Annotated in this window: 18 protein-coding genes; 5 read left to right on the top strand and 13 right to left on the bottom strand. The window is 74.1% G+C overall.

Annotated features, from left to right (window positions below):
- Nucleotides 1–49 precede the first annotated feature (49 nt).
- The gene (locus CRP52_RS05245) at nt 50–814 is read left to right on the top strand and encodes an SDR family NAD(P)-dependent oxidoreductase (RefSeq protein WP_097235317.1); all 765 of its coding nucleotides are present in this window, start codon (nt 50–52) and stop codon (nt 812–814) included.
- A gap of 58 nt (nt 815–872) precedes the next feature.
- Here the strand turns inward: CRP52_RS05245 and CRP52_RS05250 are convergent, their stop codons facing one another.
- The 5 genes from CRP52_RS05250 to CRP52_RS05270 all read right to left on the bottom strand — a co-directional run bounded on the left by CRP52_RS05250 (nt 873) and on the right by CRP52_RS05270 (nt 4,428).
- Nucleotides 873–1,562, bottom strand: a complete 690-nt coding sequence (locus CRP52_RS05250) for a Pr6Pr family membrane protein (RefSeq protein ID WP_097235318.1) — start codon at nt 1,560–1,562, stop codon at nt 873–875.
- Between the two features lie 178 nt (nt 1,563–1,740).
- Nucleotides 1,741–2,652, bottom strand: coding sequence for a phosphotriesterase family protein (locus tag CRP52_RS05255; RefSeq protein ID WP_097235319.1), 912 nt, complete (start codon nt 2,650–2,652; stop codon nt 1,741–1,743).
- The gene (locus tag CRP52_RS05260) at nt 2,649–3,158 is read right to left on the bottom strand and encodes a carboxymuconolactone decarboxylase family protein (RefSeq protein WP_097235320.1); all 510 of its coding nucleotides are present in this window, start codon (nt 3,156–3,158) and stop codon (nt 2,649–2,651) included. Before CRP52_RS05260 ends, CRP52_RS05255 begins: the two co-directional genes overlap by 4 nt.
- Before the next feature lie 47 nt (nt 3,159–3,205).
- A complete protein-coding gene (locus CRP52_RS05265; protein WP_097235321.1) occupies nt 3,206–3,799 on the bottom strand; it encodes a DUF4865 family protein in 594 nt (197 codons plus the stop codon).
- A 62-nt stretch (nt 3,800–3,861) separates the two neighbouring features.
- Complete coding sequence (locus CRP52_RS05270) at nt 3,862–4,428, bottom strand: TetR/AcrR family transcriptional regulator (protein ID WP_097239846.1); 567 nt, start codon at nt 4,426–4,428, stop codon at nt 3,862–3,864.
- A gap of 382 nt (nt 4,429–4,810) precedes the next feature.
- On the opposite strand from CRP52_RS05270, the gene CRP52_RS05275 reads away from it, so the two are divergent.
- A complete protein-coding gene (locus tag CRP52_RS05275) occupies nt 4,811–5,803 on the top strand; it encodes an aldo/keto reductase (RefSeq protein ID WP_097235322.1) in 993 nt (330 codons plus the stop codon).
- A 203-nt stretch (nt 5,804–6,006) separates the two neighbouring features.
- On the opposite strand, the gene CRP52_RS05280 is transcribed toward CRP52_RS05275, so the two are convergent.
- The 5 genes from CRP52_RS05280 to CRP52_RS05300 all read right to left on the bottom strand — a co-directional run bounded on the left by CRP52_RS05280 (nt 6,007) and on the right by CRP52_RS05300 (nt 12,569).
- On the bottom strand, nt 6,007–6,672 hold the full coding sequence (locus CRP52_RS05280; RefSeq protein WP_097239847.1) for a winged helix-turn-helix domain-containing protein: 666 nt from the start codon (nt 6,670–6,672) through the stop codon (nt 6,007–6,009).
- Between the two features lie 1,161 nt (nt 6,673–7,833).
- A complete protein-coding gene (locus CRP52_RS05285; RefSeq protein WP_097235323.1) occupies nt 7,834–8,484 on the bottom strand; it encodes a GTP-binding protein in 651 nt (216 codons plus the stop codon).
- Nucleotides 8,465–8,869, bottom strand: coding sequence for a DUF742 domain-containing protein (locus CRP52_RS05290; protein WP_097239848.1), 405 nt, complete (start codon nt 8,867–8,869; stop codon nt 8,465–8,467). Before CRP52_RS05290 ends, CRP52_RS05285 begins: the two co-directional genes overlap by 20 nt.
- A gap of 245 nt (nt 8,870–9,114) precedes the next feature.
- On the bottom strand, nt 9,115–9,534 hold the full coding sequence (locus CRP52_RS05295; RefSeq protein WP_097235324.1) for a roadblock/LC7 domain-containing protein: 420 nt from the start codon (nt 9,532–9,534) through the stop codon (nt 9,115–9,117).
- A complete protein-coding gene (locus CRP52_RS05300; RefSeq protein ID WP_097235325.1) occupies nt 9,531–12,569 on the bottom strand; it encodes a sensor histidine kinase in 3,039 nt (1,012 codons plus the stop codon). The genes CRP52_RS05295 and CRP52_RS05300 overlap by 4 nt, the downstream gene beginning before the upstream one ends.
- A gap of 456 nt (nt 12,570–13,025) precedes the next feature.
- Here CRP52_RS05300 and CRP52_RS05305 point away from each other — a divergent pair, with 456 nt between their 5' ends.
- The 3 genes from CRP52_RS05305 to CRP52_RS05315 all read left to right on the top strand — a co-directional run bounded on the left by CRP52_RS05305 (nt 13,026) and on the right by CRP52_RS05315 (nt 17,499).
- Complete coding sequence (locus CRP52_RS05305) at nt 13,026–14,855, top strand: AMP-dependent synthetase/ligase (RefSeq protein WP_097235326.1); 1,830 nt, start codon at nt 13,026–13,028, stop codon at nt 14,853–14,855.
- Nucleotides 14,856–15,103: 248 nt separating this feature from the next.
- Entirely contained in the window at nt 15,104–16,261 is a 1,158-nt protein-coding gene (locus tag CRP52_RS05310; RefSeq protein ID WP_097235327.1) for a polysaccharide deacetylase family protein, read from the top strand.
- A gap of 341 nt (nt 16,262–16,602) precedes the next feature.
- The gene (locus CRP52_RS05315; protein WP_097235328.1) at nt 16,603–17,499 is read left to right on the top strand and encodes a nitroreductase/quinone reductase family protein; all 897 of its coding nucleotides are present in this window, start codon (nt 16,603–16,605) and stop codon (nt 17,497–17,499) included.
- Between the two features lie 120 nt (nt 17,500–17,619).
- Here CRP52_RS05315 and CRP52_RS05320 read toward each other — a convergent pair whose 3' ends face one another.
- From CRP52_RS05320 to CRP52_RS05330, 3 genes are all read right to left on the bottom strand, one after another.
- The gene (locus tag CRP52_RS05320; protein WP_097235329.1) at nt 17,620–18,417 is read right to left on the bottom strand and encodes an SGNH/GDSL hydrolase family protein; all 798 of its coding nucleotides are present in this window, start codon (nt 18,415–18,417) and stop codon (nt 17,620–17,622) included.
- A gap of 406 nt (nt 18,418–18,823) precedes the next feature.
- A complete protein-coding gene (locus CRP52_RS05325) occupies nt 18,824–19,462 on the bottom strand; it encodes a hypothetical protein (RefSeq protein WP_179852690.1) in 639 nt (212 codons plus the stop codon).
- Nucleotides 19,463–19,792: 330 nt separating this feature from the next.
- Nucleotides 19,793–20,719, bottom strand: a complete 927-nt coding sequence (locus CRP52_RS05330; protein WP_097235330.1) for a hypothetical protein — start codon at nt 20,717–20,719, stop codon at nt 19,793–19,795.
- Between the last annotated feature and the right edge of the window lie 237 nt (nt 20,720–20,956).

Genomic DNA, 20,956 nt, shown 5'->3' on the forward strand with positions numbered 1-20,956 from the left:
GTACCGTGCCTCGTGAGGTCGAGAGGCCACGAACGAACGGAGTACCACCATGGAGCGCTTCAGCGGACGGAACGTCCTGATCACCGGCGGCGGCTCGGGCATCGGCCAGGCAACCGTGCACCGGATCCTCGCCGAGGGCGGAAAGGTCGTCGCCGTCGACGTCAACGAGGACGGCCTGAAGAGGACCCTGGACCGCGCGACCGCCGACGGCACCGCGGACCGCCTGACCCTCCAGGTCCTGGACATCGCCGACGAGGCCGCCGTCGTCGCGGGCGTGGCCGAGGCAGTTGCCGGGCTCGGCGGCCTGGACGTCCTGGTCAACGCAGCCGGCATCCTCCGTTCCTCGCACACCCACGAGACCACCCTGGAGTTCTGGAACAAGCTCCTCGCGGTGAACCTGACCGGCACCTTCCTGATGACCCGCGAGGCGCTCCCCGCGCTGCTCGCCGGCGGCAAGGGCGTGGTCGTCAACTTCAGCTCCACCTCCGCGAGCTTCGCCCACCCCTACATGGCCGCGTACGCCGCGACCAAGGGCGGCATCCAGTCCTTCACCCACGCCATCGCCTCGGAGTACTCGAAGCAGGGCCTGCGCGCGGTCTGCGTCGCGCCGGGCAGCATCGACAGCGGCATGACCAACAACCCCGGCCTGCCCGCCGACGCCGACTTCAGCCTGCTCGCCAAGCTCTCCCCCGCCCTCGGCCAGGGCTTCGCGGGCCCGGAGACCGTCGCCGGCGTGATCGCCATGCTCGCCTCCGACGACGGCGCCTTCGTCACCGGCACCGAGCTCCGCATCGACGGCGGCACCCACATGTGACCCGCCTGCCCTCCCCGTGAGGCCCCGCCCTCGTTCTCGGCCAGCGCACGGTCGGCCGTCAGGTGTCAGCCGTCCCCGGGCGGGCGTGGCGGCCGCTCGGGACCGCTCCGGACCGGGCGTCGCGCCGGGCGGCGAGGGCGTTGCCCACCGCGGCCACGGCGGATCCGACCAGCAGGAAGCCCGCCGCCGTCAGGACGCAGGCACCGGCCACCCGGCGGTAGCCGCCGTGCAGGTTCGGGTCGAGGAACGGGTACGGGTACCAGTCGGCGGCCCGGCCGCGCAGCAGTGCGTACGTCAGGTAGAGCAGCGGGAACGCCAGCCAGCCGAGCACCGTGACCGGGCGGAGGCGCCGGGCGGGCGGGTCGAGCAGCCAGTCGGCGAGCACGAGGAGCGGCAGCACCCGGTTCACCACGTCGTCCACCCACGGGATCACCAGTTGCTCCGGGTACGCCGCCAGCGCCGTCCCGTAGACGAGCCCGGTGATCGCCACGTAGAGCACCACGGCCCCGCGCACCGTATCCGGCACCGGGCGGCGGCCGGTCAGGCCCGCCAAGCCGCCGTAGCCCAGGACGGCGACGGCGGCGATGGCGGCGAGGTTGGTGAAGTAGCTGAAGAAGTTCACCACCCCGGTGGGGTCGTTCGCCGCGCGGTAGCCGGAGAAGCAGAGGGCGACGGCGACGAAGGCCGCGACGGCGAGCCGGGCGGGCGCGAGCCACGAGGCGGTCCAGGCGGTCGGTGGTGCGGGCATCGTCGGGTCCGCCTCTCTGGGGATGCTCCTCATCCGGTGGGAGGGCTACTCGGATTCAAACCCGGGCTGGAGGAGTCGGCCACAGGAGTGCGGCGGCTGGCTTGGTACGGGGGCGGGCTCGGCGTGGCAGCGGGCTCGGCGTGGCAGCGGGCTCGGTGCGGCAGCGGGCTCGGTGCGGTCAGGGCGTGCGCCAGTCGGCGGCGAACGCGGCGGCCGGGTTGGTGGTGAGGAGCAGTTCGGGCAGCTGGGGGCCGAAGGTGCGGGCCAGGCGCGGGGCCAGGTCGGTGAGCAGTCGGGTCGGGCCGCCGGCCCGCCGGGCGGTCCGGGTGGTGGTGTCGGCGCCGAGCAGCAGTTGGGTGGCGTGGCCCGCCTCGACCAGGTCGGCGATCACGTCGAAGGCCTGGAGGTCGGCGGGGTGGCCGGCCCGGGAGGGGCTGTCCAGGGCGAGGTGGACGCCCTCGGCCGCAAGACTGCGGTACACGGCGCGGTCGGGGAAGCGGGTGAGGTGGCCCAGGATGATCCGGTCCGGTCGGACGCCGTGGCGGGTGACCAGGCGGAAGAGGACTTCGTGCGGATCGCCGTCGGGTTCGAGGTGGACGGCGATCGGGGAGCCCGTGGCGTGGTGCGCTTCGGCGGCCGCGGCCATCGTCCGGCGGGTGTGCTCGGTGGTGGGGCCCGGGTCGTCGGCGACCTTGATCAGCCCGGCGCGGGTTCCCTCGGCTGCGCCCGGCAGACCGGCGGTGAGTTCGGTGACGAAGCGTTCGGCGAGCCCGTCGGAGGCGGATTCGGCGCCCGACCCGTAGTGCACCGCCTGGTGCGCGCCGGTCGCGGCAACGATCCGGACGCCGGTCGTGCGGGAGAGCGCGGCGAGGGAGTCCGCGCCGCGGCCCATGCCGTACGGGGTCCACTGGACGAACGAACGGCCGCCGGCGGCGGCGTAGGCGCGCAGGACGTCCTCGGCGGCGGCCGGGTCGTCCAGCTCCTGGCCGGGCAGCAGCGGGCTGCGGATGAAGAGGTGGTCGTGGGAGTCGGTGACACCGAGGTCGGCGGGGTCGAGGTCGCCGAGGACGGTGCGGACGGTGCGGGTCACGCCTGCTCCTCGGCGGTTTCCCGAGCGGCAGGCGCTTCGGATGCCTCGGCGAAGGTCGCGGCCGCGACACGCAGGCCGGCCAGGGTCTTGGGGACGCCGACGTAGGGGGCGAGGTGGACGAGGACCTCGGTGATCTCCTCCTTCGTCATGCCGATCCGCAGGCTGTTGCGGACGTGGTCGGCGAGCTGGGGCTCCACGCCGCCGAGGGCGGCGAGGGCGGCCAGGTTCGCGACCTGGCGGTCGCGCAGGGCGAGGCCGGGGCGCTGGTAGGTGCCGCCGAAGAGGCTGGTGACGATCCAGTCGGGGAAGCCGGGGGCGAGGGCGTCCAGGCCGCCGAGGGTGGTGGCGGCGACCGGGCCGGCGAGGTCGGCGAGCAGGGCGTAGCCGGCTTCGCGGTCGAGCGTGGCCGGGGCGAGGTCGGCGGGCACCAGCTGGGCGGGGATCGGCTGGGCGGGGATCGGCTGGGCGGCCGCGGGCGCGGCCGGAGCCGACGGGGCCGCAGTCATCGGGGTTGCGGTGGTCGGAGTCGCAGTCATCGGGATGGAGAAGCCTTTCACCAGTGGCGGCCGGACGGCAGCCGGTCGAGTTCGGGGCGGGACAGGTGCAGCACCTGGTAGCGGGCGCCGGGCACGTCCTCGGGTGCCGGACCGTGCCAGAGGGCGAAGCGGAGCAGTTCCCAGCGGCTCGGGTCCACGGCGACGGCTGCGGTGTGCAGGGCCGGGTGCGCGGGGAGTTCGGCCAGCGCCCGCTCGACGGCCTCGGCCGGGTCGGTGGATTCCGGCAGCCGTACGGTCTCGCGGGTGGCGGTGGCCGGGGTCGGGGCTTCCGCCCCGCCCGCGCTGCCCGCGCCGCTCGTCAGTCCCGTGCCGAGCCAGTGGTGGACGACGGGGCGGCCGAAGTCGGCGCTCAGACCGCGGAAGCCCGAGCCCCAGAGGAAGCTGTTCATGCCCTCGGCGGTGCGCCAGAGGTAGAACGGCGCGTACTGGTTGACCGGCGAGCCCTCCAGGCCGCGCTCACGGAGCAGGTACGCCTTGAGGCCGAGGCCGGGGTGAGCATCCAGTAGATGGCACTTGTCGGCGACGCGTTTGCGGATGGTGCCCATGTCGTAGTCGGCGGGGAGGGTGATCTCGTACTGCATGGCGTGCACGACGGGGCTCCTCGGGTCGGGTGGGGTGGCTGCGGGGCTGGTGGTGGGGCCGGTGGTGCGGATCAGGCCATGCGGTGCGCGGCGAGCAGGCCGAGGGCGCCGCGGACGGCCCGGTCGAACGGCTCGGTGCTGTCCGCGGCCCGAGCCAGGACGTAGCCGCCCTGGACGACGGCGACCACGGCCGCGGCGGTGTCGGCCGGGTCGAGGCCGGGGGCGAACTCACCGTCGGCCTGCCCCTCGGCGACCAGGCCGGCGATCCGGCCGCGCAGCCAGTCGAAGGTCTCCTCGACGGGAGCGCGCAGCTGCGGGTCGACGACCACGTCCGGGTCCTGGGCCATCCGTCCGATCCGGCAGCCGCGCAGGACGTCGCGATCGCGCTGCAGGTACGCGGCGATGCGGTCGTAGGCGGTGCCGGGGGCCGCGAGGTCGGCCTCGGCGATGCCCCGCATCTCCTCGGCGCTGCGGCGCAGGGCGGCGGCGGCGAGCTCGGGCTTGCCGGTGAAGTGGTGGTACATGCTGCCCTGGCCGACGCCGGAGCGCTGCTGGATGGCCTTGGGGCTGGTGCCGACGTAGCCGCGCTCCCAGAGCAGGGCCTGGGTGCTCTCGATGAGGCGGTCCTGAGTGCTCATGCGGATCACTGTACATACCAGTAGGTACAGAGGGCTAGTGGTTTTCCGCATTCCGGGCCGGACGATTGAGGGCCGTGCGCCGCCCCCCGGCGGCCACGGCCCCTCGACGGTTCGTCATCCCCCGCGCCACCGAGCGCCATTCCGGCGCGATCGGTGGCGCGCGTCACGTCACGGACGGTTGCCGGCGTCACGCGGCGTAGGGGGGTGCGCGCCGCACAGGGGGTGCACGGCGCATTGCGCGGGCGGGCGGCGCTCGGGCGAGCGGACCGGCGGGAGAACGGCGATGACGCTCAGCAGGACGGGCCGCGCCGGGGAGAGGTGGGCACCGGTCAGTTGCGGGCAAGGCCTTGATCCGCCGGCGCCGGCTGGCAGGATGTCCGGCATGAGCTACCTCGCCGCGGATGACCGCTATGCCTCGATGACCTACCGGAAGGCCGGCCGCAGTGGCGTCCAGCTGCCCGCCGTCTCGCTCGGGCTCTGGCACAACTTCGGTGACGCCCAGCCGCTGGAGGTGCAGCGGGCGGTGCTGCGCCGGGCCTTCGACCGGGGCGTCACCCACTTCGACCTGGCGAACAACTACGGTCCGCCGTACGGCAGTGCCGAGCGCAACTTCGGCTACCTGTTCGCCCAGGACTTCCGGCCGTACCGGGACGAGCTGTTCATCGCGACCAAGGCCGGCTGGGACATGTGGCCCGGCCCGTACGGCAACGGCGGCAGCCGCAAGTACCTGCTGGCCAGCCTCGACCAGTCGCTGAGCCGGATGGGGCTGGACTACGTCGACGTCTTCTACTCGCACCGCTACGACGCGGACACCCCGATCGAGGAGACGATGGGGGCGCTGGACAGTGCGGTGCGCTCGGGCAGGGCGCTGTACGCCGCCATCTCCAACTACCCGGCGGAGCAACACCGGGAGGCGGTGGCCATCCTGCGGGAGCTGGGGACGCCGGTGCTGATGAACCAGTCGGCGTACTCGATCCTCAACCGGTCCGTGGAGGAGGGCGGTGTGCTGGACGCGGTGGGCGACACCCAGACCAGCCTGATCGCCTACTCCCCGCTCGCCCAGGGGCTGTTGACGGACCGCTACCTCTCGGGCGAGGTGCCGGCGGGGTCGCGGATGTCGGTCGGGAAGTTCCTCAAGGAGGAGGCGCTGACCGGACCGAAGCTGGAGCAGCTGCGCGCACTGAACAAGATCGCCGAGGGACGCGGGCAGACGCTGGCGCAGCTGGCGCTGAGCTGGGTGCTGCGCGACCCGCGGGTGGTCTCGGTGATCATCGGCGCGAGCAGCGTGGCCCAGCTGGACCAGAACCTCGACGCGCTGGCCGGTGGACCCTTGACGGCCGAGGAGCTGGCGGAGATCGACCTGCTGAGCCGCTGAGCGGGCCGGACGGCCTGGACGGCCCGAACGGACAGGCGACGACCGGCAGCTGACAGATAACAGCCGACAGAAAACAGATTTCGAAATCTGTTATCTGTCGGCTGTTATCTGTCGGTTGTCATCTGTCAGCTGTTCTCTGTCGGCTGTTCTCTGTCAGCCGCCACCGGCGAACCGGCCGACCGACCGGCGCTCGGCCGGTGCCGTCAGACGGACGCCGGGGTGTACTTGTAGCCGACCCGACGGACCGTCACGATCGTGTCCCGGTAGGCCGGTCCGAGCTTGCGGCGCAGTCGGGCGACGTGCACGTCGACCGTCCGCCCGTCCCCGACGTGGCCGTAGCCCCAGACCGCGGAGACCAGGTGGTCCCGGGTGTGCACCCGCTGCGGGTGCTCGGTGAGATGGGCCAGCAGCTCGAACTCCAGGTAGGTGAGGTCGAGCAGCCGCCCGTCGACGTACGCGTTGCGCCGCTCGGTGTCGACGCTGATGCCCCGCCCGGCCGGACGGACCGGGCGGACACCAGCCGAAGCCTGGGCGACGGGGCCACCGAGCCCGGAGGCACCGGCAACCCCGACCACCCCGGAGGCTCCGGGCGCCGCCGAGGCGGTGGACGCGACGGGCACGCCGGGCAGGCCCTGGGCCCCCGTCGCCGCTGCGGTCTCGGCGGGCACCAGCACCAGGTACCCGACCATCGGGCTGCCGGCCGCACCGGCGACCTGCATGCCGTACTGGGCGAGCAGCCCCTGCGGGAGCACGCCCTGCGGCAGGGCGGCGACGACGGTCGCCCCCTCCGGCAGCGCGGCGAGCAGCGCCTGCGGCGCCTGCTGGGCGGCCGCACCCGCCTGCGGGAGGACGCCCGTCGGGGCGGCCAGCGGACGGGCCGGACCGCCGTGGGACGGACGGGCCGGCGCCCCGGGCCATCGCTCGGCCACCGACGCCGGGGGGACGGACGGTCCCGCGATCCCGACCGGGCCGGGCGCACCCGGGACGGTGGCGGGACCGGCGGGGCGGGGCGAGACGGAGGGGACGGAGGATACGGAGGGAACCGAGCGGACCGCGCGCAGGTGCGGGGTCGCGGTGGGCAGGGGCAGGGTGGCCGTGGAAGAAGAAGACATGGTGTGCCGCTCATTTCGCGCGTGACGGACGGGGTGGAGTCGTCTGCGCGTCGACCGGGCGTACTGCCTGGGCTGGGCCGGACCTAACCGGGTCAGCGGGCGGAGAGCCGGGACGCGCTGGGCGAGCCCGGACACGTCTGATCGAACAGGTGCGGCTGTCGGGACGGCCAGAACGGTTCGAGGTCGGGGCGACCCCGTCGGCTGTCCACGGCACGGCTCGCGCGCCCGTTCCACCGTCCGGTCCGTCCACCACCCGCGCACATCGCGGGGGCCGGACCGGTCGTTCGGGTCCGGCCGGCGACGCCGGGGGCAGGTTCGAGGCAGACGATGTTCACTGGTGGTCTCTCCGCTGGGCGGGTCCGGTTGGTCGGCCGCGGGCACGCCGGACGGCGGTGTCCGCTACGGCCTGGTCGACGGGTGACGGTGCGTCAGGCGACGGCCGGGTGGGCCGGAGGCGCCGGGGACGTACCGGGACGGGGCAGGCCGGTCAGCGACAACACGCGCTACAGATCAGCGCGTGGTCGATGTAGCGGCGGACGGTGAGCACCGCGGCGGCAGGGCCCGGGGTGGCGCGACCGGGCACGAGGGGTCCGGACACGGCGGTGGCGATGCGTCGCTGGCCGACGGTCATCCTGCTGCCCTCCCCCTCGTTCTGCGTGAGACTTCTCTGTTCGACTTCCGCCTGCGACGACGCACCGTTGCCGGTACGCGCCGACGGTGCTTCGCCGGATCGCCGAGGACCGTCCGCCGGTCGCAACGCCCGTGTGAACGGGTGTGTCCGGCGTTCCCGACGACATGGCCGGGCGGCCCTCGTCCACAGAGCCTTCCACGGCCGGGGCTGTCTAGGCAACCTTCCGTGCGCCGACCGTCCGAAATGCGGACGACGGAATGAGACGGACCCGCGGCGTCGGGGTGCGGTCAGGCCCCGGCGAAGGCGTGCCGGCGGCGGGCCGCGGCGTGCTCGACCAGCGCGACGAGCAGGTCCTTCCCGTCCTCCCGCAGCCGCGCGTCGCAGAGCAGCACCGGGATGCCGGGGTCGAGGTCGAGAGCGTCGCGGACCTCCTCCGGCGAGAACCGGTCGGTGCCGTCGAAGCAGTTCACCGCGACCACGAACGGGATCCCGCGCTGTTCGAAGAAGTCGACCGACGGGAAGCAGTCGGCCAGCCGCCGGGTGTCGGCGAGCACCAACGCGCCGAGCGCGCCGCGCGCCAACTCGTCCCAGACGAACCAGAACCGGTCCTGCCCGGGCGTGCCGAACAGGTACAGCGCGAGGCCGGGTCGCAGGTCGATCCGGCCGAAGTCCATCGCCACGGTGGTGGTGCGCTTCGCCTCCACGCCCGAGGTGTCGTCCACCGGACGGCCCAGCTCGCTGAGCTCCTCCTCGGTGCGCAGCGGCCGGATCTCGCTGACCGAGCCGACCAGGGTGGTCTTGCCGGCCCCGAAGCCTCCCGCGACCAGGATCTTCACCGCGACGGCCGGACCGCCGCGCCACTGCGGGGCGTTGGCGTTCACCGGGCGGGTGGCGGCACCGTCCTGGCGGGGGTGGTGGTCAGAGCGCACGGAGTCCATTGATCACGTCTCGCAGCAGGCGCTCGTCCGGCAGCTCGGCGAGCGGAACGGGTCGGGTGACGCTGATCAGGTCGGCGTCGTGGAGGTCGCCGAGCAGCACCCGCACCACGCTGACCGGCAGGTCGGTGTAGGAGCCGAGTTCGGCGACGGAGAGCGGTTCGCGCCGGCACAGGGCCAGCAGCATCTGGTGTTCCGGGTCGAGGGCGTGCGCGGGCACGGCCCCCGAGCCCGGCCCGGGCTCGACGGCGGTGACCAGCGAGATCAGGTCGAACAGCCCCTCCTCCACCGGCCGGGTGCGGCCGCGGGTCATCGAGTAGAGCCGCACCACCGGGCCGGCCTCGTCGTCGAACCAGCGGTCGTCGACCGGGGTGCGCGGCCGGAACATGTCGACCTCCGGCCCCGGCCCGTCCGGGGCCTCCCGTTCCGCGTCCGCCGTGGTGTCCGCATCCTGGGACGCGCCCGGGCCGGCCGAAGACCCCGGGGCCGCCGTCGCGCCCCCGTCTGACGGTGCGCCTCCGTCCGGCGAAGCGTCCCGGTCCGGTGAGGACGCCGCACCGGACGGCCCGGCCGTGCCCACCGGCACCTCCGGGCCGTCCGGCACGTCCGCCTTCGGATCCGCCATCGGCCCGCTCATCTCACCGGCGGGGCGGTTTCGGTGCGCGGCTCGGCGGCCAGGTGCTCGCCGACCCGCTTGACCAGCAGGGCCATCTCGTAGGCGATCTGGCCGATGTCGGCCTCGGCGTCGCTCAGCACCGCGAGGCAGCTGCCGTCGCCGGCGGCCGTGATGAACAGGAACGCCTCGTCCAGTTCGACCATGGTCTGCCGGACGCCGCCGACCTTGAAGTGCCCGCCGGCTCCCTTGGCCAGGCTGTGGAACCCGGCCGCGACGGCGGCCAGGTGCTCGGCGTCCTCGCGGTCGAGGTCGCGGGAGGCACCGGTGGCCAACCCGTCGCTGGAGAGGATCACCGCGTGCCGCAGGGCTGCGACGCGCCCCACCAGGTCGTCCAGGAGCCAGTTGAGGTCTCCGGACGGCTGCGTCGAAGTGGTCATGAATCAGTTCCTTCCGCTGGAGCGGGTGGTGCGGGTCGTGCAGATGAGACAGGTGATGCGGGTTTCGCGGGTGACGCGGGTTGAGCCGATGCTTCCGGTCGTACGGGCGGTACCGGCACGGCGGGTGACACGGGTGATACGGATGATCCGGGGTCCGAGTTCCGGCGGACCGGTTGTCCGGGAGGCAGCCGCCGGGCGAGCGGCGCCCGCCCGGTGTCCGAGGGCGCGGGCAGCGCCGCCGGGGAGGGCGCCGGGCTGATCGCCCGACGGGACTGCTCGGGCGGCTGCCAGGCGGGTACGGCGCTGGGCCGGCCGGGTCGCTGGGCGCTCCCCTGGACGGTCGGGTCCTCCGGGGCAGTGCGGTCCGCCGGGGCGGTGGCGCCGCGCCCTCGGGTGAAGCCGCGCTGGAACGACGCGAAGGTGGCCCGGGCCTCCTCGGGCGAGCGCTCCCGGACCTCGCGGGCCTCCCGGGCCTGCCGGGCGTCACGAGCCGCCCGTGCGTCCCCGGCGGTGCCCTCCCCGGTCCGGTCCTCCGGCCCGCCCTCGTCACGGAATCGTTCCTTCAGCTGCTCGGTGAGCTGCTCCCTGAGCTGCGGTGCCAGGTTCGCCTGCCGGACCCTCCGCGGCAGGCCGCCCGCCGTCCGGGGTGCGGCGTCCACGGGCGCGCCCCCGGAGCCGACGCCGGTCACCGCTTCGGCCGCGGTCTCGGCGGCCGCGACGGCCTCGGCGGCGGCAGCCAGCACCACGTCCTCCCGCCGGTGCCGACCCGTCCCCGGCGCCTCCTCGGCCTCCGTCCCGGGCACGGGGACCAGGACCGGCCCACCCTTGGCCCGCGAGGCCCGACGCGGCAGACCGCCCGCCGTACGACCCGGTTCCGGCGCGGAGGGCCGGGGCCCACCCGTCCCCCGATCCCGATCCCGATCCCGGTGCCGCCCGCCGGTGTCGCCCGGGCCGCCCGCAGCGCCGACGCCGCCCGCAGCGCCGTCGGACACCGCAGCAGCCGACGCTCCGACCGACGCGCCGGACCCCCCGGACGCACCCCCCGCCGGCGAACCCGGCACCGCGACCAGGTCCCGCTGCCCGCGCCGCCCGCCGCCCGCCGGCCGCCGCCCGGCCGCGGCCGGCTCCGGCAGCCCGTCCGGCGCCTCGGCGAGCAGCTCGCGCGGAATCAGCACCACCGCCGTCGTGCCGCCGTACGGGGAGGGCCGCAGGTGCACCCGGATGCCGTGCCGCCGGGCCAGCCGGCTGACCACGAACAGGCCCAGCCGGTCGGTGTCGGCGAGGTCGAACTCCTGTTCCACGGCGAGGCGTTCGTTGATCTCGGCGAGCAGTTGCTCGCTCAGTCCGAGCCCCCGGTCGTCGATCTCCAGCGCGAATCCGTGCGCCACCACCTCGCCCTGGACGGTGACTTGGGTGGTCGGGGGGGAGAACACCGCGGCGTTCTCGACCAGTTCGGCGACCAGGTGGGTGACGTCCGCGACGGCGCTGCCGAGCAGGCCGGTGCCGGGGAACGGCCGGACGGTCACCCGGGCGTAGTCCTCGACCTCGCCGACGGCGGCCCGGACCACGTCCACCATCCGGACCGGCTTGCGCCAGGCTCGCCCGGGCGAGCCGCCGGCCAGGATGATCAGGCCCTCGGCGTGTCGGCGCATGCGGGTGGTGAGGTGGTCGACCTTGAAGAGGTCCGCCAGCTCCGCCGGGTCCTCGGTGCGGCGCTCCATTGTGTCGAGCAGGGTGAGCTGCCGGTGCAGCAGCACCTGGCTGCGCCGGGCCAGGTTGACGAAGACGGCCGAGACGCCGCGGCGCAGGTCGGCCTGCTCGACGGCGGCTTCGACGGCAGCCCGCTGCACCGCGTTGAAGGCCTGGCCGACCTGGCCGATCTCGGCGTCCCCGAAGTGCAGTTCGGGCGCCTCGGCGGCCACGTCCACCGGTTCGCCGCGGCGCAGCCGCAGCATGACGGAGGGCAGTCGGGTGCTTGCCAGTTCGTTGGCGGCGTTGCGCAGGCCGATCAGCTCGCGGGCCAGTCCCCGGCCGATCCGGAAGGAGATCATCACCGACAGCACGACCGCGATCAGGCCGACCGCCCCGGCGATGCCGCCGCGCCAGAGCATCGCGATCGCGGTGGAGCGGGCGCTCTCGTCCAGGCCGGCGGCGATCCGGTTGTCGATCGAGGTGAGGTCGCCGAGCGCCCGGTCGGCGGTCACCCGCCAGGAGTCGCTGTTGAGGGCCTGGACGACCCGGTCGGGGCCACCGGCGCCGACGAAGTCGGCCTCGGCGCGGGCCAGCGCGCCCCAGGCCTCGCCGCCGCGCAGGGAGATGTAGTCGGACTGGTCGGCGGGTTCCAGTTCGGCGACGTAGACGGTGAACAGCGCCTGCTGGTTGTGCAGGGCGTCCAGTGCGACCTGGTACTGCTCGGCGGTGGGCTTGGCGACGCCGGTGCGCAGGCCCTCCATGGCCGCGTCCTCCTGCGACAGGTACTCGCGGGCGCGCACCAGCTCGATCAGGATGGTGCCCTGGCGCGGGAGTTGGCCGGTCTGCCGGGCGACGTAGGCGGAGCGGAAGCCGAACACCGGCTTGACCAGGTCGCTGTACTGGTCCAGGGCGAACTCCCAGTTCAGCGCGGCGCGGCCGACCTGGGCGCGGAGCGGGCCGATCTGGTCAGCGGCGGCGAGGATCTGCACGAAGCGGCCTCGCTGCGGGGCGGAGAGCTTGCTGCCGGAGGTGTCCTTCTTCTGCCGCAAGACGGCGAGGCTGCGGTCCGTGAGGGCCTTGGCGTGCTCGTAGGCGTCCCGGGCGACGGGCGAGCGCGGGTCGGCCAGCCGCTGGACGGCGGCGCGGCGCTCGTTCTGCAGGTCGCCGGCGTACTGGTCGACCGGACCGGAGAACTCCTTGTACGTACGGCTGATCGCCAGCTGGTTCCAGGCGTCCCCGGTGGTGGCGATCGTCGCGTACACCCACAGGGCGGTGAGCGCCACGATGGGCACCAGGAGCAGCGCGATGATCTTCGCGCGGATCGAGCTGCTGCGCAGACGCATGGAGTCCTCGGTCGGGAAGTGCCAGGCGCGGACGGGGAGGGTGGGCGCGACGGCGGGAGCCGTGGGAGCGGTGGGACGGCGGCGTGGGGCGGTGGGGGACGGTGAGGAGGGTACGGAGGGGGCTCCCGGCCACGGGTCTGCGCGACTCTACTACGCCCTGACCACTCGTTCGAGGGTCGAACCAGTCCGCTTCGCTGCCTTGGCCCGCACACGTCAGGAACCGACCTCGACACCGAGCGCCGAACCGACCGCCGCACCGACCGCCACGTCGAGCGCGACACCGGCCGGCACGCCGACCACCACGCCCACCGCCACATCGACCGCCGCACCGGCCGCGACACCATCGGTGCGGGCCGGTGCCGATCTCGTCGCGTCACCGCCACAACCCTGGGCAGTGACGGAGCGATCCGATAGTTTCGCTCCACCCGGACAACCGGCGCCGAACTGGGGAGGACTGTGCGCGAGTTCACCAGCCCCGCCGCGGCCGCCCCCGAGGCCGCCGGAGGACTCGCCGACTCCCTCTACGACACCGCCGACCGGACCCCCGGCCTGGTCCAGCTGTCCCGGCGGCGGACGGCGGACGGACCGTGGCAGGACGTCACCGCCCTGGAGTTCCGGGACGAGGTGCTCGCCCTGGCCAAGGGCCTGCTCACCCACGGCGTCCGCTACGGCGACCGGGTCGCCCTGATGTCCCGCACCCGCTACGAGTGGACGCTCTTCGACTACGCGCTCTGGTCGATCGGCGCGATCACCGTCCCGGTCTACCCGACGGCCGCCCCCGAGCAGGTGCGCTGGATCCTCGCCGAGACCCAGGCGGTGGCCTGCCTGGTCGAGGACGAGGACGCCGCGATGACGGTCGGCGCGGTCTGCGACGCGCTGCCCGACCTCACCGGCATCTGGCAGCTGGACCGCGACTGCGTCGCCGCGATCACCGAGGACGGCCGGGGCGTGCCCGACTCGCTGGTGCACCGCCAACGCCTCGGCGTGGCCGCCCGGAACATCGCCACCGTCGTCTACACCTCCGGCACCACCGGCCGCCCCAAGGGCTGCCTGATCACCCACGCCAACCTGGCCGCCGAGGCCGACGCCCTGCTCGCCGGCTGGGGCGACGTCCTGCGCGACACCGGCGGCGGCCGGCCCGCCACCCTGCTGTTCCTGCCGCTCGCCCACGTGTACGGGCGGGCCGTGCAGATCGCGGCGATCCGCGGCGGCTTCCGGATCGGCCACGTCCCCGACGTCTCCACCGCCGTCCTGCTGCCCGCGCTGGAGAGCTTCCGACCGACCTTCCTGCACGCCGTCCCCTACGTCTTCGAGAAGATCTTCCAGCAGGCCAGGCGGGCCGCCGAGGACGCCGGGCGGGGAGAACTCTTCGAACAGGCCCGGCAGGTGGCCGTGGACTGGGCCACTGCACGGGAGCAGAAGGCCTTCGGGCGCGGCCCCGGGCCGGGCGCCGCGTTACGGCTGCGCCACCTGGCGTACGAACGAACCGTCTACCCGAGGCTGCGCGCGGTGCTGGGCGGCCGGGTGCGCAGCGTGATGTCCGGCGGCTCCACCCTGCGGCGCGAGTTGGGCCTGTTCTTCAGCGGCGCCGGCCTCCAGCTGTACGAGGGGTACGGGCTGACCGAGACCACCGCCGCGATCACCGCCAACCCGGCCGGACGGCAGAAGCTCGGCACGGTCGGGCAGCCGGTGCCGGGCGCCTCGGTGGCGATCGCCGACGACGGCGAGGTGTGGGTGCGCGGCGCCTCGGTCTTCGACGGCTACCTCAACCACCCGCGGTGCACCGCCGAGTCGATGGTCGACGGCTGGTTCGCGACCGGCGACCTGGGGCGGCTGGACGAGGACGGCTACCTGACCATCACCGGCCGCAAGAAGGACCTGATCGTCACCAGCAGCGGCAAGAACCTCGCCCCGGCGGCGCTGGAGGAGCGGGTCGAGGCGCACCCGCTGGTCTCCCAGTGCCTGGTGGTGGGCGACGACCGCCCGTACGTCGCCGCCCTGATCACGCTCGACCCGGCGGCGCTGGCGCACTGGCTGAAGACCCGCGGACGGGAGCAGCTGGACCCGTGGGCGGTGCTCGCCGACGAGGAGCTGCACGTCGAGATCCAGCGCGCGGTGGCGGCCGCGAACACGGCGGTCTCCCGAGCCGAGTCGATCCGCGCGTTCCGGCTGCTGCCACGGGAGTTCAGCCAGGAGCAGGGCCTGCTCACGCCCTCGCTCAAGCTGCGCAGGGAGGCGGCCGCGGAGTACTACGCGGAGGACATCGAGGAGCTCTACCTGAACTGACGTCCGCCACCCGTCTCCCGATCGCTTTGTCCGATACGGGCTTTGACGGTCCGTCTTGTCCCTTGTGGCGCAGGCGCAATGGCCGTAGCGGTTCACCGGCCGTTCCCTTGACGGGTGGATTGGTCCAGTCCATTGTTTCTCTTCGGTCCGAGCGCGGCGCACCCACCGTCCCTTTCCGCTCCCGCCCGGATTCCGTCACGCCCTCCCCACGGGGCGCCTCCCCCACACCCTGGAGTCCTCACGTGCCCATGTCCACGCGCCCGCCCACCCACGGCTCCACCCGCCTGTCGGCACTGGCCGCCTCCGTCGCGCTGTTCACCGCCCTCGCCGTGCCGGCGGCCTCCGCCGACACCCCTGCGAGCCCGGGCTCCCCGCCCGCCCCGACCGTCAACCTGGCGACCAACCCCGGCTTCGAGGTGCCCGCGCCGAACCTCGCGGACTGGGGCAGCATCCCCGGCTGGAGCTGCACCGGCGGTCCGGCCGAGGCCGCCGTCACCACCACCGCCCCGCACTCCGGCGCCTCCGCGCTGACCGTCACCCCGGCGGACGCCGACTCCACCGGCGAGTGCACGCAGACCGTCTCGGTCCAGCCCGACACCACCTACACCGCCTCCGCCTGGGTGCGCGGCAACTTCGTCTACCTGGGCGCCACCGGCACCGGCCGGGACGTCGCGCCCGACTGGACGGAGAGCACCCAGGGCGGCTGGCAGCGGCTGACCACCCGCTTCACCACCGGCCCGAACGCGCACAGCATCCGGCTGTACGTGCACGGCTGGTACCAGCAGGGCCCGTTCTCGGTGGACGACGTCCGGGTGGACGGCCCCGCACCGGCCCCGGCCGCGGCGGCGGGCTCCGTGCCGACCACCGACAAGGTCGTCTTCTTCACCGTGGACGACGGCTGGCAGCGCACCCCCGAGGCGGAGCGGTTCATCGCCGACCACCGCCTGCCGATCACCGCCTTCCCGCTGCCGATGCCGGCCGCCGCCGACCCGGCGTTCTTCCAGCGGGTCACCGCCGTACCCGGCTCCTCGATCCAGGACCACAGCGTCTCCCACTCCGACCTCAGCAAGCTCCCGGCGGACCAGCAGCAGGTCGAGATCTGCGACGCCCGCGACGCGCTGACCCGCATCTTCGGCACCGCGCCGGTGGTCTTCCGTCCGCCCTTCTTCACCTGGAACGCCGACACCCTGCAGGCCGCCGCCAACTGCGGCATCCGCACCGTGATCACCGCCGACGCGGACTTCAGCGGGGGCGCCTCCAACATCTGGCACCCGGGCCCGCTGCAGCCCGGCGACGTCGTCCTGATGCACTGGACCGACACCCTGGCCACCGACCTCCAGCGCGCCCTGGCCGCCGCCGACGCCGCCGGCCTCAAGCCGACCGGTCTGGCCGACTACCTGCACTGACCTGACGCGCCGGTCCCCCGGCCGTCACCGACCCGACGCGCCGCCGCCTCCCGGGGGAGCGGCGGCGCGTCGTCGCACTCTCGTTGACAGCGCACCCGGGACATCGCTCTAATGGGCGCGTGCAGCGCGGCGTCGGCCACAGAGCAGTGGGCCGGCCGACAGCCGAGCGAGCACCTTTCCGAAGGGACGATGCGCGATGAGGACTCTCTCCGCTGCCCTGATCTGACGCCAGGCGGTCACCGCGGTGCCCCCGGGCTGTCCGTGCGCGCGATGCGCCACCCCCTGAGCGTCACCGCGTGTGGCCGCGACTCCCCCACCTCTTGGAGATCCACCACACACACATGCCCATGTCCTTCAACCTGAATGTCATCAAGGAGTTCCGCGCCAACGGCGGGCGGGTCGGCGGCCCGTTCGAGGGCGGCGACCTGCTGTTGCTGACCACCACCGGGGCCCGGTCCGGGCGGCCGCACACCGTGCCGCTCGGGTACGTCCGGGCGGAGGGCCTGCTCCTGGTCGTCGCCTCGGCCGCCGGGGCGCCGGAGCACCCGCAGTGGTACCGCAATCTGCTGGCCCACCCGGTGGCCCGGGTCGAACTCGGCACCGAGGCCTACGACGTGATCGCCGTCCCTGCCGAAGGCGCCCGCCGGGAGCGACTGCTCGCCGCCGTCGTCCGGGCGGCGCCGGGGTACGGCGACTACCAGGCGCGGACCGAGCGCGAGTTGCCGGTCGTCGTCCTGGAACGTCCCGAGCCGCCTGCCGACGGGCCGGCGCCCGTGGTACGCACCCTCGCCGACAAGGTGCTGGAGGCGCACACCTGGCTGCGCGCCCAGCTGCGCCACGTACGGGAGGAGGCGCACGCCCACGTTCCCGGCCTACCGGCCGGGCTCGGGCTGCAGCTGCGGCAGCACTGCCTGGCGTTCTGCGACGGGCTGACGCACCACCACAACGGCGAGGACGCCGCGATCTTCCCCGCCCTCGCGCGCAGCCACCCGGAGCTGGCCGACGTGCTGGCGCGGCTCGACGAGCAGCACCGGGCCATCGGGCTGATCAAGGAGCGGCTGGTGGAGCTGCTGGCCGGAATCGCGGTCACCGAACCGGAACGGCTCCGCGGCGAGCTGGACCGGATGTCGGCGGAGCTGGAGGCGCACCTGGACCACGAGGAGGCGGAACTGCTGCCGGTGCTGGCCGGCATCCCGTTCCCGCCGGCCGGGCCCGGACCTTCCGCGAACGGCAGCTGAAACGGCGTTGCCGCCGTCCCCTCCCGGTGGCTCCGGAAGGGGCGGCGGCGTTGTCGTCACAGCGTTACGTCCTCACGGCGTTACGCCGTTACGGCAGCACGTCGTCACGGCAGCACGTCGTCACGACTGCGAGAAGACCGGGAGGTAGCCACCGGACTGGCCGGCGGCCTTCGGGTGGTAGCTCTCGTCGACCGGCAGGGTGGTGCTGTTGAGCCAGGTGGTCAGGTTGCCGCAGATCTCGTGGCCGGTGAAGATGCTGCGGACGTCGCCGAAGGCGAAGCCCGCGTTGGCGGCGCGCTTGGCGAGGACGCCGTCCAGGGTGTCGGCGGCACCGTTGATGGCGGTGCGCTTGGTGTCGCCGATGCCGAAGATGCAGTCGCCGCCGATCTTGTAGATCCGCGGGTAGCCCATCACCACGACGTGGGCGTTCGGGGCCTTGGCCTTGATGGCCGAGTACACGTTGTCCAGCTGGCCGGGCAGCGTGTTGAGCGCGTAGTCCTTCGCGGTGTTGACGGCGCTGATGCAGTCGTCGTCGGAGCTCAGGACGCAGGTCTGCATGGTGCTGGCGAAGCCGGCGTCGTTGCCGCCGACCGTGATGCTGACCAGCGTGGTGCTGGAGTCCAGGGCGGAGATCTGGCTGTTGAGGACGTCACCCGTTCTGGCACCCGTACAGGCGACGAACTTGAAGGTGGACGGCGCGTGCGCGTTCTTCCACAGGTACGGGTACGCGTTGGTGCTGCGCTTGCAGTTGCTGCCGTCGCTCAGGTAGCTGCCGGCGCCGACACCGGAGGAGTACGAGTCCCCGAGGGCCACGTAGTTGACACCGGCGGCGTTGGCGGACGAGGCGGCGAAGAGCGTCGTCATGGTCAGACCTGCCGCAATCGCGGCGATGGACAGGGCACGGGCAGGGCGGATCATCACACCTCCAGGTGGGGCTGGCGGGGGGTCACAGAAGTGATACCAGGCGGTAGGGCCGTCCGGAAGCGCTCATGCCAAAGATATTGACGGACCGTCTGATAGCTCAGAGGTGAACGGCGGCCGACAGTCGGTGAGTTCGTACTGGTCAGCACAGGTGTGTTTTGACGCGCGTAGTACTGCGCGCGTAGACCGGCAACTTTCCTGCGTTCAGGGCTACTTCACCCTGGAGTCAAGCTCCGACCACCGTCGGGCCGGTTGCGACGCGCGCGTCGACGGAGTAAGCCCGGGCGCGAGGAGGGACGCCCGGGGACCGCGCAGGGCACGCAGGGGCCACGGCGAGCGCCCGGGGACCGTGGCGGGCGCACGAGCACCGACCTGCGCGGGGAGGCTCGGGTGTGAGCCGCCGTCAGAACGGCTGGCTGCTGCCCGATCCGGGGTACACGGTGCCCGGGGAGATCACGCAACCCTCGACCGGGAGCTCCTCGATCGTCTCGTTCGCGGCAGCAGGCACGCCGAGCCAGCGCACGGCGGTGGCCACCGCCGTCCGTGCCTGCCGCAGCCCGGGGCCGCCCCAGCCGAGCAGTTCGACGGCGAGGCCCGGCGCAACCAGCAGCCGCCGGTAGTGCCGGCCCGAGGCCGGGTCGGTCACGCTGGGGCCGACCGCCCGCAGCGCGGCCGCCATCCGGACCCGAGCGCACTCGTGCCCGCCGTTCGCCGAACCGACCCGGTCGTAGAGGTAACCGAGGTAGTACGGCCGGCCGATCACCGCCTGCGCCTCCTCGGCTGCCTCCCGGGCCAGGGCGGCCGCCGGATCCCCGGCGTCCTCCGGTTCCAACGAGCCGCCGGGCAGCGAGCAGATTCCGTCCCTGGGGTTGACCAGGGTCAGCACCCGCCCGTCCGGGGCGAACAGCCACCCCCAGGACTGCTTGACCGGCAGCCCGTCCGGCACCGGCTCGCCCGGCCGCCACGGCCAGCCCGCCGTCGGGCGCCGCCGCACCTTCCCGAGCAGTTCGGCGATCTCCGCGCTGTACTCGATCGGGCTCATGCTCCGGCCTCGCAGCGCTCGGCGGGGGCGTCGGACGGGTCACCGGCCGGGGCGCCCGCCGGCACGCGCCCTCCGGCGCCGAGCTCGCTCCGCTCGCTCATGCGTCCCCCCTCTCGCTGTCGGGCTCGCCGGACCGGCGGTGCGCGGAGAGGACCTGCGGGGCGCGGTACGGAGCGGAGCGGCCGGAGCGACGGCGTGGGGTACCGCGCTCCTGGCTGTTGATCTTCTCCGAATCTTCCCCGAACAGGCGGTCGATGAACAGTCCCCAGCGCCGCTTGGCGGATGCGGAGCCTCATGCGGGGACGGATGCCGAGGCGGCCGACGCCCTGCTCACCCCAGCGGCCCACCCCCGTCCCGGGGGCCCGGGAACCCGGGCAACGGGAACCCCGGCCGCGGATCCACCCCGGGCGGGAACGGCAGCCCGCTCGCGGCGTCGTCGGCCAGCACGTCGAACACCTCGTGCGCCGTCATCGGCCGCAGCCGCCCGTCGGCCAGCGCCCAGCCGCGCACGGGCGGCCGCGCACGGGCGCCGTCGGCCTTGGGCTCCGCCGCATCGCCCGTGGAACTCCCACCGCCCGGGCCGCCCTGACCCGGGCTCCCCTGACCGTCCGCCGACGGATCACCGTGCAGCAGCAGCGCCCCCGCACCGCCGCAGGCCACACCCGCCGCCAGCGTGACGCAGAACGCCTCGGTGTCCCGGCCCGCAGGGTAGAGCTGACCGCCCTCCACGCAGACGTCCACCGCCGAGGTCAGCTCCTCACCGTCCTCGGGGCCGTGGCAGCGCAGCGTCAGCAGGTGGCAGCCCTCCCCCGCGCCGTCGACCAGCGCCAGGTACACCGACGTCACGTACCGCATCACCGCCGCCATCCGGCGCTGCCCGGCCGGGTCGTCGCCGACGGCGTCCAGCAGGGCCGCGCAGGCCACGGACATCCGCACCCGGGCCCGGTGGTCGTCCAGCAGCACCGGCGCCAGCTCGGCCAGCCGCTCCCCGGCGTAGACGAACGGCTCCCCGGCCAGCTCGGGATCGCCCGCGTAGGCGACCCGGGCGGCGGGCGCCCGCGGGTCGAGGCCGAGCGCCTCGCAGTAGTCCTCGAAGTCGTGCGCCTCCAGGACCCTCAGGTGCACTTCCAGCCCCTGCCGGTACAGGGCCGTCAGCTGCTCCTCCGTGCGCCGCAGGTAGTCCCGGTGGCCGAGCTCGCCGAACAGCCCGTACCGCGCCAAGTCGGCGAAGTCCCCGGCCCCGACGGCCAGCGCCACCGCGACCGGCTGCGGCGGCGGCGCTCCCCGGGCTCGCCCGCCGCGCCGCGACCGCGCCCCACCCGCTCCCGCCCGCCCGCCCGGCGGCCGGTCTCCCCCGGGCGGCGGCGCCCCACCGGGCCCAGCGGCCGGCGCCCCGCCGGCACCCGCCCCCGGCCTCCGCCCGGACAACGCCAGCACCCGCCGACGCCTCCCCGCAGCCGCCACCACCTCGCGCACCAACCTCCGCACCGCAGC

It is taken from the genome of Streptomyces sp. 1331.2 (assembly GCF_900199205.1).
GTDB lineage: Bacteria > Actinomycetota > Actinomycetes > Streptomycetales > Streptomycetaceae > Kitasatospora.